This window comes from Xanthomonas arboricola pv. populi (assembly GCF_002939945.1).
In the GTDB taxonomy this organism is placed as follows: domain Bacteria; phylum Pseudomonadota; class Gammaproteobacteria; order Xanthomonadales; family Xanthomonadaceae; genus Xanthomonas; species Xanthomonas arboricola_A.
This window is the reverse complement of the sequence record NZ_MDEB01000001.1, coordinates 630,980-644,018: the sequence shown is the minus strand read 5'-3', so window position 1 is coordinate 644,018 and position 13,039 is coordinate 630,980. Positions and strand designations below refer to the sequence as shown.

18 protein-coding genes are annotated in these 13,039 nt (G+C 65.7%); 7 read left to right on the top strand and 11 right to left on the bottom strand.

The window, feature by feature from the left end; translation table 11 throughout:
- Positions 1-53: 53 nt before the first annotated feature.
- Both XaplCFBP3123_RS03080 and XaplCFBP3123_RS03075 read left to right on the top strand, forming a co-directional pair.
- A complete protein-coding gene (locus XaplCFBP3123_RS03080; RefSeq protein ID WP_104532742.1) occupies positions 54-770 on the top strand; it encodes a response regulator transcription factor in 717 nt (238 codons plus the stop codon).
- Positions 763-2,058, top strand: coding sequence for a sensor histidine kinase (locus XaplCFBP3123_RS03075; protein ID WP_104532741.1), 1,296 nt, complete (start codon positions 763-765; stop codon positions 2,056-2,058). Before XaplCFBP3123_RS03080 ends, XaplCFBP3123_RS03075 begins: the two co-directional genes overlap by 8 nt.
- A gap of 205 nt (positions 2,059-2,263) precedes the next feature.
- On the opposite strand, the gene XaplCFBP3123_RS03070 is transcribed toward XaplCFBP3123_RS03075, so the two are convergent.
- The 5 genes from XaplCFBP3123_RS03070 to XaplCFBP3123_RS03050 all read right to left on the bottom strand — a co-directional run bounded on the left by XaplCFBP3123_RS03070 (position 2,264) and on the right by XaplCFBP3123_RS03050 (position 5,273).
- Positions 2,264-2,755 carry a hypothetical protein gene (locus XaplCFBP3123_RS03070; RefSeq protein ID WP_104532740.1) on the bottom strand — a complete coding sequence of 164 codons (492 nt, stop codon included), beginning with the start codon at positions 2,753-2,755 and terminating at the stop codon, positions 2,264-2,266.
- A 69-nt stretch (positions 2,756-2,824) separates the two neighbouring features.
- The gene (gene minE / locus XaplCFBP3123_RS03065) at positions 2,825-3,082 is read right to left on the bottom strand and encodes a cell division topological specificity factor MinE (RefSeq protein WP_005994583.1); all 258 of its coding nucleotides are present in this window, start codon (positions 3,080-3,082) and stop codon (positions 2,825-2,827) included.
- A gap of 2 nt (positions 3,083-3,084) precedes the next feature.
- Complete coding sequence (gene minD / locus XaplCFBP3123_RS03060) at positions 3,085-3,894, bottom strand: septum site-determining protein MinD (protein WP_104532739.1); 810 nt, start codon at positions 3,892-3,894, stop codon at positions 3,085-3,087.
- A 35-nt stretch (positions 3,895-3,929) separates the two neighbouring features.
- Complete coding sequence (gene minC, locus XaplCFBP3123_RS03055) at positions 3,930-4,670, bottom strand: septum site-determining protein MinC (RefSeq protein WP_104532738.1); 741 nt, start codon at positions 4,668-4,670, stop codon at positions 3,930-3,932.
- A gap of 3 nt (positions 4,671-4,673) precedes the next feature.
- Positions 4,674-5,273 (bottom strand): GNAT family N-acetyltransferase, encoded by a 600-nt coding sequence (locus tag XaplCFBP3123_RS03050; RefSeq protein ID WP_104532737.1) that lies wholly within the window; start codon positions 5,271-5,273, stop codon positions 4,674-4,676.
- Positions 5,274-5,506: 233 nt separating this feature from the next.
- Here XaplCFBP3123_RS03050 and XaplCFBP3123_RS03045 point away from each other — a divergent pair, with 233 nt between their 5' ends.
- The 5 genes from XaplCFBP3123_RS03045 to XaplCFBP3123_RS03025 all read left to right on the top strand — a co-directional run bounded on the left by XaplCFBP3123_RS03045 (position 5,507) and on the right by XaplCFBP3123_RS03025 (position 10,046).
- The gene (locus tag XaplCFBP3123_RS03045) at positions 5,507-6,706 is read left to right on the top strand and encodes a sensor histidine kinase (protein WP_104532736.1); all 1,200 of its coding nucleotides are present in this window, start codon (positions 5,507-5,509) and stop codon (positions 6,704-6,706) included.
- Entirely contained in the window at positions 6,703-7,344 is a 642-nt protein-coding gene (locus tag XaplCFBP3123_RS03040) for a response regulator (protein WP_005990002.1), read from the top strand. The genes XaplCFBP3123_RS03045 and XaplCFBP3123_RS03040 overlap by 4 nt, the downstream gene beginning before the upstream one ends.
- 373 nt (positions 7,345-7,717) lie before the next feature.
- Positions 7,718-8,902 carry an SRPBCC family protein gene (locus XaplCFBP3123_RS03035; protein WP_104532735.1) on the top strand — a complete coding sequence of 395 codons (1,185 nt, stop codon included), beginning with the start codon at positions 7,718-7,720 and terminating at the stop codon, positions 8,900-8,902.
- Between the two features lie 95 nt (positions 8,903-8,997).
- Positions 8,998-9,369, top strand: a complete 372-nt coding sequence (locus tag XaplCFBP3123_RS03030; RefSeq protein ID WP_104532734.1) for a DUF423 domain-containing protein — start codon at positions 8,998-9,000, stop codon at positions 9,367-9,369.
- A 2-nt stretch (positions 9,370-9,371) separates the two neighbouring features.
- Complete coding sequence (locus XaplCFBP3123_RS03025; protein ID WP_104532733.1) at positions 9,372-10,046, top strand: DNA-3-methyladenine glycosylase family protein; 675 nt, start codon at positions 9,372-9,374, stop codon at positions 10,044-10,046.
- A 34-nt stretch (positions 10,047-10,080) separates the two neighbouring features.
- Here the strand turns inward: XaplCFBP3123_RS03025 and XaplCFBP3123_RS03020 are convergent, their stop codons facing one another.
- From XaplCFBP3123_RS03020 to XaplCFBP3123_RS02995, 6 genes are read right to left on the bottom strand one after another with little or no spacing between them, the layout of a single operon-like run.
- Positions 10,081-10,878, bottom strand: coding sequence for a M15 family metallopeptidase (locus XaplCFBP3123_RS03020; RefSeq protein WP_104532732.1), 798 nt, complete (start codon positions 10,876-10,878; stop codon positions 10,081-10,083).
- Between the two features lie 15 nt (positions 10,879-10,893).
- Entirely contained in the window at positions 10,894-11,499 is a 606-nt protein-coding gene (locus XaplCFBP3123_RS03015; protein WP_104532731.1) for a PH domain-containing protein, read from the bottom strand.
- A 1-nt stretch (position 11,500) separates the two neighbouring features.
- Positions 11,501-11,689, bottom strand: a complete 189-nt coding sequence (locus XaplCFBP3123_RS03010; RefSeq protein ID WP_104532730.1) for a hypothetical protein — start codon at positions 11,687-11,689, stop codon at positions 11,501-11,503.
- Entirely contained in the window at positions 11,686-11,865 is a 180-nt protein-coding gene (locus XaplCFBP3123_RS03005) for an Arc family DNA binding domain-containing protein (RefSeq protein ID WP_104532729.1), read from the bottom strand. The genes XaplCFBP3123_RS03010 and XaplCFBP3123_RS03005 overlap by 4 nt, the downstream gene beginning before the upstream one ends.
- The gene (locus XaplCFBP3123_RS03000) at positions 11,862-12,146 is read right to left on the bottom strand and encodes a hypothetical protein (protein ID WP_104532728.1); all 285 of its coding nucleotides are present in this window, start codon (positions 12,144-12,146) and stop codon (positions 11,862-11,864) included. The genes XaplCFBP3123_RS03005 and XaplCFBP3123_RS03000 overlap by 4 nt, the downstream gene beginning before the upstream one ends.
- 9 nt (positions 12,147-12,155) lie before the next feature.
- Positions 12,156-13,025 (bottom strand): SPFH domain-containing protein, encoded by an 870-nt coding sequence (locus XaplCFBP3123_RS02995; RefSeq protein ID WP_104532727.1) that lies wholly within the window; start codon positions 13,023-13,025, stop codon positions 12,156-12,158.
- Positions 13,026-13,039: the final 14 nt, after the last annotated feature.

The following is a 13,039-nucleotide window of genomic DNA, read 5'->3' as shown; positions in this document are numbered from 1 at the left end:
GCTCGGTTAGGATGCGCACATCGTCCCTGCCGGGCCGCCCTGGAAACGCGCTCATGCGGCTGCTGGTCATCGAAGACAACCGCAACATGGTTGCCAACCTGTTCGACTATTTCGAAGCGCGCGGCCACACCCTTGACGCAGCGCCCGATGGCATCACCGGCCTGCATCTGGCCACCACCCAGCAGTACGACGTGCTGGTGCTGGATTGGATGATGCCGCGCATGGACGGACCGGACGTACTGCGCCGCCTGCGCGAGCAGCACCAGTCCGAGCTGCCGGTGATCATGCTCACCGCCCGCGACGAGTTACCCGACAAGATCGCCGGCTTCCGTGCTGGTGCCGACGACTATCTGACCAAGCCGTTCGCGCTCCCGGAACTGGAAGTCCGCATTGAGGCCCTGCTTGCGCGTGCGCATGGGCGTCGACGCGGCAAGGTGCTGCAGGTGGCCGATCTGCGTCTGGACCTGTCCACGCTGGAAGCCACCCGCGCCGGCCAGGTGCTGCATCTGTATCCGGCCTGCCGCAAGTTGCTGGAAGTGCTGATGCAGGCCAGCCCCGCCGCCGTCACCCGCCAGCGGCTGGAGCAATCGCTGTGGGGCGACGATCCGCCCGACGGCGACATGCTGCGCTCGCATATCTACGAGTTGCGTCGCAGCGTGGATGGTCCGTTCGCGCAGAAACTGATCCACACCCTGCCGCGGCTGGGCTATCGCCTGGCGCCGCTGGAAGGCGCCGGCGATCTGGCCGCGGGCGAGTGCAGCGATGGTTAGGCAGCGCCCGTTGGGCCGCCGCGTACTGGTGTGGTTGTTCGGTTACACGCTGCTGATGGTGCTGGCGGTGTTCGGCACCGCGCAGTATCTGCACGAGCGCGCAGAACACGGCGTATGGCGCTCGTTGTTGAATTCGGAACTGGACAGCATCCTGGATCGCAGTGCGCAGAATCCGGATTACCGCTGGCAGGACTCGGACACCTTGCGGCTGTATCGCGTCGATGGCAGCGCTGCAGTGCCGCCGGTCCTGCGCAGGCTGCATCCCGGTCTGCACGACGCGCTGGAGATCGCCGGCCGCCAGAGTGCGGTGATGGTGCGCGACACGCCGCACGCCGGGCGCCTGGCGCTGGTGCTGGATATCACCGATTTCGAAGCGCTGGAGCAGTTCATCACCCGCTGGATGCTGGCCGCAGGCGTCGCGCTGATCGGCATCACCTTGCTGATGGGGACTTATGCGATGGCGCGGATGGTGCGCCCGCTGGTGGAGCTGGCGCGCGATATCGGCGCGCTGCGTCCGGAGCGGCGAGCACAACGCATCGCCGTGGGCCCGCAGGGCAGCGCTGAGCTGTACGTGATTGCCGACGCGCTCAACGACTATCTCGATCGCAACGGCCAGTTCGTCGAACGCGAACGCGCCTTTATCGACAGTGCCAGCCACGAGTTGCGTACCCCGCTGGCGGTGATCGGCAACGCCGTCGAACTGGCGCTGGAACAACCGGGCACACCGCCGGCGGTGCGTCATCAGCTGGAACGCATCGCGCAGACCAGCGCCGCGGTGGAGCAGTTGATCACCTTGTTGCTGGTGCTGGCCAAGGACCCAGGCCGGCTGACGCGTAGCAGCGATACGCTGCGTCTGGATCAGTTGCTGCCGGAGATCGTCGCCGATCACGCGCACCTGCTCGCCGACAAGGATCTGCAGGTGCTCACCGACCCGCTTCCGCCGTGCAGCCTCACCGCACCGGTGGCGATCGTGCAGACCGCCATCGGCAATCTGCTGCGCAACGCGATCGAGAACAGCGACCGCGGCATCATCCGCGTCTCGCTCAGCGCCCCCGGTGTGGTGCGCATCGCCGACCCGGGCCACGGCATGACGCCGGAGGAAATCAGCGCGATCTATGCGCGCCTGGCGCGCGGCAACGCACGCCAGGGCAACGGCATCGGGCTGGAACTGATCGGACGGCTCTGCGAGCATCTGGGCTGGTATCTGAACCTGGATTCCAATGCCGGGCAGGGCACGGTGGCGACGCTGGATCTGTCCGGGGCCATGGCCGCCGCAGCGCAGGGATGACGGCGCAATCGCCAATGCGGTTAGGTCGCCCTCGGTCGCGCACGCGTCGCTTGTGCGGCATCCGCCAGGCTGCGGTTCCAGCGGTGGTATCTGCCAGCGCCGACGACTGCTTGCTGCGGTGTCTCAGCAACCGTGCTGAGTGGACACGTTGATTCGTGTGCAGAGCCGCGGCTAGCGCAACGTCCCTCGACCACCTCGCCGGCACTCAGGCCGGTAACAAGCCGCGCGCGCTCAACCAGGTGCGCGCGTTTTCTGCGTCCTGCTCGAACCAGGCGCGCGTGGATCCCAGCCGGTAGGTGTAGCCCCAGGTATCCATGTCGACCATCAGGCGCGCGCTGCCCACGCCGGGCAATTGCTCGGCCAGCAGGATCTGCAGATAACAGGTGGCGTCTTCTTCATCTACCGAGTCGGTGGCGTCGGTATGCACGGCCGCGCGTTTGTCGGCCGGCAGGACGATCAGATGCCCGGCCTCGTGCAGCAGCGAATGCACCGGCGTGTCGTCGCGCACATAGACATCGCAGCCGATGATGCCGGCCTCCGGTTCGCCCCAGAAACTGCCGGGGATCGGCGCGCCGCCCTCCACGCGATGCAGGCGCAGACCATAGCGGGCGAGCAGGGCGGCGGGTGCGTCCAGGCCGATATCGCCCACGCACAACACGTTGGCTGGCTCGGAACTGGGGGAAGAATCGATTGTCACACGCAATGGCTCGCGGTCGGTTCGGGCTGTCAAGGCGGCACCGTGGGAGCACGGTGCCGCAGGGGTCGCCTACTTGTCGCCGTCTTCCGGCAAGGCGACCGAAATATCGAGCACGTCATGCTCGCCATCCTTGACCAGATCAACCCGCACCGCATCGGCGTCGATGTTGACGTACTTCTTGATCACTTCCAGCAATTCGCGCTGCAGCAGCGGCAGGTAATCCGGCCCGCCGCGGTGGTTGCGCTCCTGCGCAATGATGATCTGCAGGCGGTTCTTGGCCGTCTCGGCGGTGTTCTTCTTGCTCTTGAGAAAATCGAGCAGGCCCATGCTTACCCTCCGAACAGCTTGCTGAAGAAGCCTTTCTTCTCCACGGATATGAACCGCATCGGGCGCTCTTCGCCCATGATGCGCGCGACCGCGTCGTCGTAGGCCTGGCCGGCCGGGGACTCGGCATCCAGGATCACCGGCTCGCCCTTGTTGGAGGCGTTGAGCACATCGCCGGATTCGGGAATCACGCCGATGGCCTTCAGCCCCAGCACTTCTTCCACGTCGGTGATGCTGAGCATCTCGCCGCCTTCCACGCGGCCCGGGCTGTAGCGGGTCAGCAGCAGGAAGGCCGGCACGGTCTGGCCGTCCTCGGCCTTGCGGGTCTTGGAATCGAGCAGGCCGATGATGCGGTCCGAGTCGCGTACCGACGAGACTTCCGGATTGACCACCACCACCGCGCGGTCGGCGAAATACATCGCCAGGAACGCGCCTTTTTCGATGCCGGCCGGCGAATCGCAGACGATGTACTCGAAGCCGTCGGCGGCCAGGTCCTTGAGCACCTTCTCCACGCCTTCCTGGGTCAGCGCGTCCTTGTCGCGGGTCTGCGAGGCAGCCAGCACGTACAGGTTGTCGAAGCGCTTGTCCTTGATCAGCGACTGCTTGAGCGTGGCTTCGCCATGCACGACATTGACGAAGTCGTACACCACGCGCCGCTCGCAGCCCATGATCAGGTCCAGGTTGCGCAGACCGACGTCGAAGTCGATGACGGCGACCTTCTTGCCGCGCCGTGCCAAACCGCAGGCAAGGCTCGCGCTGGTGGTGGTCTTGCCAACGCCGCCCTTGCCGGAGGTGACTACGATGATTTCAGCCAAAGGATTTCTCCGAATATTTCTGTGGTTGGGCTGCGTCAGTCCAGCGCAGCGATCTTGATCTGATCCTGCTCCAGCCAGACCTGGACGGCCTTGCCACGCAGGTCCATGGGAACATCGTCCAGCACCTTGTAGTGGCCAGCGATGGCAACCAGTTCGGCGTGGAAGTCGCGGCAGAAGATGCGCGCGTCAGGGTTGCCCTGGGCGCCGGCCAACGCGCGGCCACGCAGGGTACCGTAGATATGGATGCTGCCGTCGGCGATGACCTCCGCTCCGGCACCGACCGTACTGAGGACAGTCAGGTCGCAGTTCTCCGCATACAGCTGCTGGCCCGAGCGCACCGCGTTGCGTTGCATGCGTCCAGGCGCCGGCCGCGCGGCCGGCGCTGCGGGTTCGGCACGCGGCGGAGGCGGCGGAGGCGGGCTCACCGCGGTCGGCTCGTATTGCGCCCGGAACTTGGCCAGCAGCGGCACGCCGAGCTGCTGCGAGAGCAGGTCGATCTCGCTGGTGCCGTAGGCCAGTGCCACCGGCAATACGCCGGCATCGCGCAGACCATCCAGCAGCGCCTTGGCCGTGTCCAGGTCCGGCACCTGCGACAGCCCGCCGAAATCCAGGATCACCGCCGCGCGTCCGAACAACTTCGGCGCGCGAGTCACGCGCTCGCGCATCTCGCGCACCAGGCGCGGCACGTCCAGCGAGCGCACGCGCAGATTGGCGATGCCTACCTGGCCGATCTTCAGTTCGCCGGCCTGTTCAAAATCCACATTCACGCTCGCCACGTCTCAGCTCCCCGTCGACGGATTGTCGGTGGCGGCGGCATGACGCGGCCGGCCGACCCACGGCAGGTGGTCGGGCAACTTGCCGCCATAGGTCTCCTTGACCCACGGATAGCTGCACATGTCTTTCATCAGCATGCTGGCGCGCACCTCGACATCGGCCATGGTGTTCTGGCCGACCTCGCGGAAGCCGAAGCTGCCATGGAACAGCAACGCCGCATCGGCGCCATGGTCCAGGAACACCTCGCAGGCCAGTTGCGGGTAGCGCAACTCGGTGTAGCTCTGCACATCGGCATAGAACGCACGCCCGACGCCACCGCCACGACGACGGCTGGCGACCACGATGCGGTCGATGTAGAAGAATTCCGGGTGACGGTCCCGGAACCACGCAAAATTGCTGCTGTCATGCGCACTGCCGCTGCCGAACCCGACCAGGAACCCGGCCAGGTTGCCGTCGCGCTCGGCGACGCGGAAATATTCGGCCTGCTCGTAGAAACGTTGCAGCTTGGTTGAATCCAGCGGCAGGATTGCCAGTCCGGCATTGTTGTTCAGGGCCAGGACGGAATCGAGCTCGTGCTCGCGCACGTCGCGGATAACGATCGACATTGGGACTCCGTGGGGTAACGCTCTCGACCCGAAATCGGATCTGTGTCGGATTATTGCATGCGTGGCCTGAAGCGGCGACCCGCCGTGTGCTGCTGCCGGGCGTGCGTACGGAAGAGCCGGTCGCGGCATGCCGACGCCGGGAGGTCTTGCTGCCAAGGCCGGCCCGCCATGCCACGCACATGCATGACTTCCGGCAAGAGGGCAGCCGCCCAGGTAACGCCTAAGATGCCTGCATGTTGGGATACCTCAGCCATACCCGCGTCCTGCGCTTCGCCGGCCTGTTCACCTGGGCGATGATCGCCATGCCGTTGGTGTACACCTACTGGCCGGCCGCCGAAGAGGGCGACCACCGCAGCGTGGCCGAAGGCCTGCTGATGTCGGCGTTCTTCGTCGGCTTCGGCGCAAGCTACTTCTGGCTGACCCGCGGCCTGAACAGCGGCGGCCACGCGCATTGGTACGACCGGCTGATCCTGCTGCTGCTGACCGTCTTCGCGCTGGCGGTCAGCTATCTGAGCGGGACCGGGCTGGGCAGCATCCTGATGATGGTGGCGGCCGGGGTGATCCCCTGGCTGCTGCCGCTGCGCATCGGCGTGGCCTGGCTGGTGCTCAGCCAGCTGGCGGTGCTGCCGGTGTTCTATTACCTGCGCCCGGACTTCACCTTGTTTGCCGCGTTGATGCAGTCGTTGTTGTACGGCGGCTTTTCGATGTTCATCTTCGTGACCAGCCTGGTCGCGCGCCAGCAGACCGATGCCCGCGAAGAACAGCGCCGTCTCAATGCCGAACTGCGTGCCACCCGCGCGCTGCTGGCCGAAAGCGCCCGCGTCAACGAGCGCACCCGCATCTCGCGCGAACTGCACGACCTGCTCGGCCACCACCTCACCGCGCTGAGCCTGAACCTGGAAGTGGCCGGCCACATCACCGACGGCCAGGCCCAGGAGCACGTGCGCCAGGCGCATACGCTGGCCAAGCTGCTGCTCACCGACGTGCGCGAAGCGGTCAGCCACCTGCGTGACAGCGGCGCCATCGACCTGGAAGCGGCCCTGCGCCCGCTGGTGACCCAGGTGCCGTCGCTGGACATCCATCTGGACATCGCCCAGCCGCTGACCCTGGACGATCCCGAGCGCGCCCACGTGCTGCTGCGCTGTACCCAGGAAATCATCACCAATGCGGTGCGCCACGCCGGCGCGCGCAACCTGTGGATCCAGGTGCGGCGCGATGCCGACAGCGTGTTGATCGACGCGCGCGACGACGGCCATGGTGCCGAGACGGTGGCGCCCGGTAACGGGCTGCGCGGCATGCGCGAGCGACTGAACCAGTATGGTGGCCAGCTCGAGATTCAAACCCGGCGGGGTGACGGCTTCGGCCTGCGCATCTCCGTCCCAGGCGCGCCGGCACTGATGCCTGCGGCCGTGACTCAAGGAGTGTTCCGATGATCCGTGTGTGCCTGGTCGACGACCAAACCCTGGTACGCCAGGGCATCCGCTCGCTGCTGGCGCTGGACAACGGCATCGAGGTGGTGGCCGAGGCCTCGGACGGCAAGCAGGCGGTCGAGCAGATCCCGCAGATCCAGCCCGACGTGGTGCTGATGGACATGCGCATGCCGGTGATGTCCGGCCTGGAAGCGCTGCAGATGCTCTCGCGCAACGGCACGCTGCCGCCGACCATCATCCTGACCACCTTCGACGACGACCAGCTGGTGCTGGCCGGACTCAAGGCCGGCGCCAAGGGCTACCTGCTCAAGGACGTGTCGCTGGAACAACTGGTCGGCGCGATCCGCACCGTGGCCGATGGCGGCTCGCTGGTGCAGCCGGCGGTGACCCAGCGCCTGCTGTCGGGCCTGGAGCACATGCGCAACGAGTTCGTCAGCCTGGACCGGCCCGACCCGCTGACCGACCGTGAGACCGAAATCCTGCGGCTGATGGCCAGCGGCTTTTCCAACAAGGAGATCGCCAACTCGCTGGGCGTGGCCGAGGGCACCATCAAGAATCACGTCTCCAACATCCTGTCCAAGCTCGGCGTGCGCGACCGTACCCGCGCGGTGCTGAAGGCCTTCGAGCTGCAATTGGTCTGATCGGCAGTGCAGGTGGCGCAGCTTCCGGCGTGCGGCGGCGTGTGCGCTACGCCGCGTGTACATCAGGGGCGGGCAGCGATGTGGTCTGGTCGTTTCCGACGGGATCGAGCGTGCTGCCGGAGGCCGAAAACCGCGCCGACAGCCATCGCATCACACACAGGCATCGCGCGATGTGCATGATAGCTGCGCGCAATCTGTCCAAACCCTTGTGCAGGTTGGGATTGCGCAGGCATGGACTGCGCGGTTGCGCGGTGGATGACACCGCAAGACCGCGCTACCCGTCGCACAACTGAACATCTTTCTCGAAGCCTGCTAGGATGGCGGCTTCGCTTCACTCAACCCGGCCGTGGGATCGGCCCCGGAGACCTCCTGAATGACCCGTATTATCGAGTTCCTGATCGCCTTGGGGATCGTGGCTGGCTTGTTTGTCGTGGTGGGCTTGGTGTTGCCCTCGGAGCGGCAGATGTCCGAGAGTGTTGAGACCAACCGCAGGATGACGATCGTTTACGACACCGTGAACAGCTTCCGTCGTTTCAAGGATTGGAACCCGCTTGTGCTGCGTGACCCGAAGATCCAGCTGAAGCTGGCCGGCCCGGAAGAGGGCAAGGGTGCACGCGTCGAATACAGCTCCACCGAAGGCTATATCGGCGACGGCAGCTGGGAGATCACCAACAGCGTCAAGAACGAGCGTGTTGAGATTTCGATCGACGATCCCACCAAGGGCTACGACAAAGTCACCAACTTCACCCTTGCGCCGACTGGCAAGAACAACAAGAACGTCAAGATCACCCAGGACTACAGCGTCAAGTACGGCTGGAACCTGTTCGGTCGTTATGCCGGCCTGTATGTCAGCCGCCACGTGGGCGACGACCTGAAGCTGGGTCTGTCGCGTCTGGCGACCGCGCTGGCCACCGTGCCGAATTTCGACTACCGCGCCCAGCTCGACGGCAAGCCGGTATTGAGCGATCTCAAGCTCGTCGATGTGCCGGCCGAGGACCTGTTGGTCGTCACCGCGGGCAACATCGATCGTGACAACGAGACGATCAAGAAGTCGATCAAGGACAACCAGGAGTGGATCAAGCGCGTGATGGACGCCAACGGCCTCGAGGCTGTCGGTCCGGTCCGCATCGTGACCACCGACTTCGCTACCGACAAGTACGCGTTCGACGTGGTGCAGCCGGTCCGCAAGCGTGCCGGTGGCGCGCCGAAGGCCGACCCCAAGGCCGACACCGCCAAGGCTGATGCCAAGAAGAAGGATGACGCCGCGGCTGCCGCACCTGTGGATGCAACTCCGGTTGCTGCTGCGGGCGAGGAGTTGAAAGTCAACATCCCGTCGGACGCACCGGTCAAGTACGAGCGCACCAAGGCACACCGTTCCGCCTTTGCGACCTACGCAGGCCACATGGCCGGCCTGGACGCAGTGCGTAGCTCCCTGCGTGCCTGGGCTGCCACCAACGGCAACGACGTGACCGAGCGTCCGTACGAGTCGTGGAAGGGCGGCGTGGACAAGTCGTTTACGCAGGACGGTAGCTACGACGTCTACTGGGCCATCAAGTAATCGTCTCACCACGATGATCTGATCCAGACCAAAACGCGCCGCAGTCCTGCGGCGCGTTTTTTTTTGCGCCACGGCGCTGCAACGGAACCGCCCTCATGTCCCTGCTCGAACGTCGCAAGAAACATCCTTCGCTGCTGGCGTTTTGCGGCGCCTTGCTGGCCGCCATCGCGGTGGGCCTGTCGGCCTATGCCTCGCACGGGGTGGCCGACGCGCTGGTGCACTCGCGGCTGCAACTGGCAGCGTTGTATGCCTTCGGCCATGGCGCCGTGCTGACGGTACTCGGCGCAACCGAAACGCGCGTGCTTGGTAGGAGCGGTCTGTATCTGCTGTTGCTCGGCACGCTGCTGTTTGCCGGCAGCCTGGTCGGCGGCGCGCTACTGCACTGGCCCACCAGCCTGGCACCGGTCGGCGGGGTCAGCCTGATGCTGGGCTGGGTGGTGCTGGCGATCGGCGCGTTGAGGCGCTGAGCGTGCCGCACCATGCCCGCGGATTCGATGTGGAGGCCGCATTCGCGCACCTGTCCCGGCGCGATCGCGCGCTGGGTGCATGGATGAAGCGCATCGGCCCGATCGCCGCGCAGCCGGGTTGGCACAAGCCGTTCGATCCGGTGGATGCGTTGGCGCGCGCGATCCTGTTCCAGCAACTCAGCGGCAAGGCCGCATCCACGATCGTGGCGCGGGTGGAGGCGGCGATCGGATCGAGCCGGTTGCATGCCGATACCCTTGCACGTGTGGACGATGCCGCACTGCGCGCCTGCGGTGTGTCCGGCAACAAGGCGCTGGCACTGCGCGATCTGGCGCAGCGCGAACAGGCAGGAGAGATTCCTTCGCTGCGCAGATTGGCCTTCATGCCCGACGACGCCATTGTCCAGGCGCTGGTGCCGGTACGCGGCATCGGCCGCTGGACGGTGGAGATGATGCTGATGTTCCGGCTCGGCCGCCCGGACCTGCTGCCCATAGACGACCTGGGTGTACGCAAGGGCGCGCAACGCGTGGACAAGCACGAACAGATGCCCACCCCCCAGGCATTGGCCGAGCGCGGCGAACGCTGGGGCCCGTACCGCACCTACGCCGCGTTCTACCTGTGGAAGATCGCCGACTTCAGCGTAGCCACCAAGGTGCCGACTCCGCGTTCGCAGGAGTGATCACGCACGGACCTGCGCGCCACCGCCGCACGCGTCAGCCTGCATGCCAGCGCCAATGCCATGGCTCGTAGACGATGCCGTGTGGGTTGTTGCGTGGGTAGCTCAGACGATAGCCAAAACGCGGTGCGTGGCTGCTCAGCCAGGCAAACGCAGCGGTGGCCTCAAACGATTCTTCTGCCGGCGGTTCGCCCGGGGTGCTGATATCCAGTGCGTCGCCACTGTGGTGCTCGCTGAAACCGGGGGCGGCGTTGACTGCCAGGATCTGTCCAAGTGTGCACCCACGCGCGAACTTGCGTTCGAAGATGCCCAGTTGGTAATCGTGGCTGCGGTAGCCGGAGATGGCATCCAGCGCGATGTCCGCGTGCAATGCTGCGGCGCGCATGAAGCACCACGCACGCGCGGCGCCTGCGCTGAGCCATAGCGGCCGAGCGAAGCGATCGTGCCCGGCAAATTGCAAGGTGGCCGGCTCGGCGATCAGCTGCAGGCTGGTTCGTTGCACATAGTCGTCTGCGTCCAGCCCGAGGTGGTTCAAGCGGCGCTGCAAGCCGTCGATGGCCAGCGTTGCGCCCTGTGCCTGTTGTGCGCGCGCAACGGTGGCTTGCAGCCGGTCCAGCGCTTCGTCCAGGCCAGGCTCGCGTGCCAGCCGCGGTATCAGCGGCATGATGCCCTGCGGCAGTTGCGCGGCCAGATACCGCCCGTCGCGTTTGCGCCGCAGCAGCCAATCGGCCCGCGCCAGGACGCGGGCGTCGGCATTGCTGCGCGCGCGCAGCAGGTTTGCCGGCCACAGTTCGATGGCAGTGGTGTTGAGCAGCAGGGTCTGGGGCGGGCGCATCGCAACAGGGTAGGGCTAAGCGTGGCGTACGGCCAGCTGGCGCAAATCCTCGAGCAACTGGTGTGGCTGATCAAGACTGAGGACCACCAGGCCGTTGTCGCGCAACGGCAGAATCAGCACACGCCTGGACTGGGTCAGCAGATAAAAGCCTCTGGCTGCGGATTTGCTGCGGTAATGCCCTGATTTGAATCCCGGATAACCAAAGCCGAGCAACTGCAGGCCCGGTTTGAAGGCGGTGTGTTCGGTCAGGTCGACAATGCGTGTGCTGTCCAGGCGGAGTGCGCGTAGTGGCACACGCTTGGTAAAGAAGGTCGAGCGGACGATCAGGCGGTCATCGTCCAGCTGGACGCTGCGTCGCGAGTGCGCAACGGTACACGCCACTGCCACTGTCAGCAGGATACCCAGATGCACCATCAGCGTCCCGGGACCGTCATGACTGCTTGCATGCGCGGTGGCGATGAGGCCGGCAGCGATCGACAGCGGTAGCCACAGCCAGACTGCCAGGCCCCAGCGCGTCGCCGGAGCCGCGGCGTAGTCGCGTCGGCGCGGCTGCGGGTGTTGCCCGGTGCGCGCTTTGGGCGCTGTGGCACTGCTTTGGGGTGGGCCGGATCGCTTCGCCATCTCAGAGCTTCTTCTTCAATGCCAGCGACACCAGCAACGCCGTGCCCGGTGCCCGGTGCCTGGTGAGCTTTGTCAGTTCCCCACTCGAGCGACGCCGAGCGATCGATGCGCCCCAGCTGTCATCACACCTGATGTCGCCGACGAGTGCGTGTGTCAGCGCGAGGAGCGATGAATCCATATGCCTGCTCATGTTGGCGGTTCCTTGGCATCGCGCGGCTTTTGCAGGCGCCCGGCCTTGCGCAGCGCATCGCGTAGCAGGTATTCGATCTGTGCGTTGAGGCTGCGCAGTTCGTCGTCGGCCCAGCGCTGCGCGGCGGCCAGCACGTCGGCGTTGATACGCAGCGGATAGGCTTTCTTCTCGCTCACTTGCGCTCCTGGCGGCCGCTGTGGCGGCGCAGGTGCATCACCATCGAGACGATCACTACATTCACGCCGACGAGCATGCCGATCACCACCGTGTAGATGCCGGCGCGGTTGTCGCCGGCCCAGTACAGGCAGGCAGCGCCGATCAGGATGACCAGGCTGATCAAGGCCCAGCGCAGCCCCAGGCCCCGCGCGCGGTCGTCGTCGTCCGCACCGATGGAGGCGGCGATCGCCAACGCAGGCAAGCCGGAAAGCGCGACGACCAACGGCACCATGACATTCATTGCATCACCTCAATACAGCGAGCCGGCGTTGACCACCGGTTGGGTCCCGCGATCAGAGCACAACACGGTGAGCAGGTTGCTGACCATGTGCGCCTTGCGCTCTTCGTCCAGCTGCACCACGCCGTTTTTCTGCAGTTCGGACAAGGCCATTTCGACCATGCCCACCGCACCGGCGACGATGCGCGTGCGTGCGGCGATCACCGCATTGGCCTGCTGACGCTGCAGCATGGCCTGGGCGATTTCCGGCGCGTAGGCGAGGTGGCTGATGCGCGCCTCGATCACGTCCACGCCGGCCTGGGTCAGGCGTTCGTCCAGGTGGCGCTTGAGCTGTTCGCTGATTTCGGCCGGATGGCTGCGCAGCGAGATCTGATCGTCTTCGTGCTGGTCGTACGGGTAGCTGGTTGCCATCGCGCGTAGCGCCGCTTCGGACTGGATATGCACGAAGCTTTCGTAATCGTCGACGTTATAGACCGCCGCGGAGGCGTCCAGTACCTGCCACACGATCACCGCGGCGATCTCGATCGGGCTGCCGTCCAGTTCGTTGACCTTGAGCCGGCCGCTTTCGAAGTTGCGTACGCGCTGGCTGACCCGGCGCTTGGCGTTGAAGGGGCTGTTCCAGCGCAAGCCCGGGTCCTTGACCGTGCCGACGTACTTGCCGAACAGGCTCAACACCGCTGCCTGGTTCGGCTCCAGCGTGTACAGGCCGGCCAGCATGAAGATGCCCGCCGCCACCACCACCAACACAGTCAGGAGCCCACTTGGAGTCGCGCCGCTGGTAGCCATTGTCGTGAGAATGAACCAGGCAGCGCCCGCGAACCCCGCGCCGGCGGCGAGGACGACGGGGATGCCCGGCAGTGAGCTGATCGGCTTCTCTTTCATGAGGGTGGTGTCCT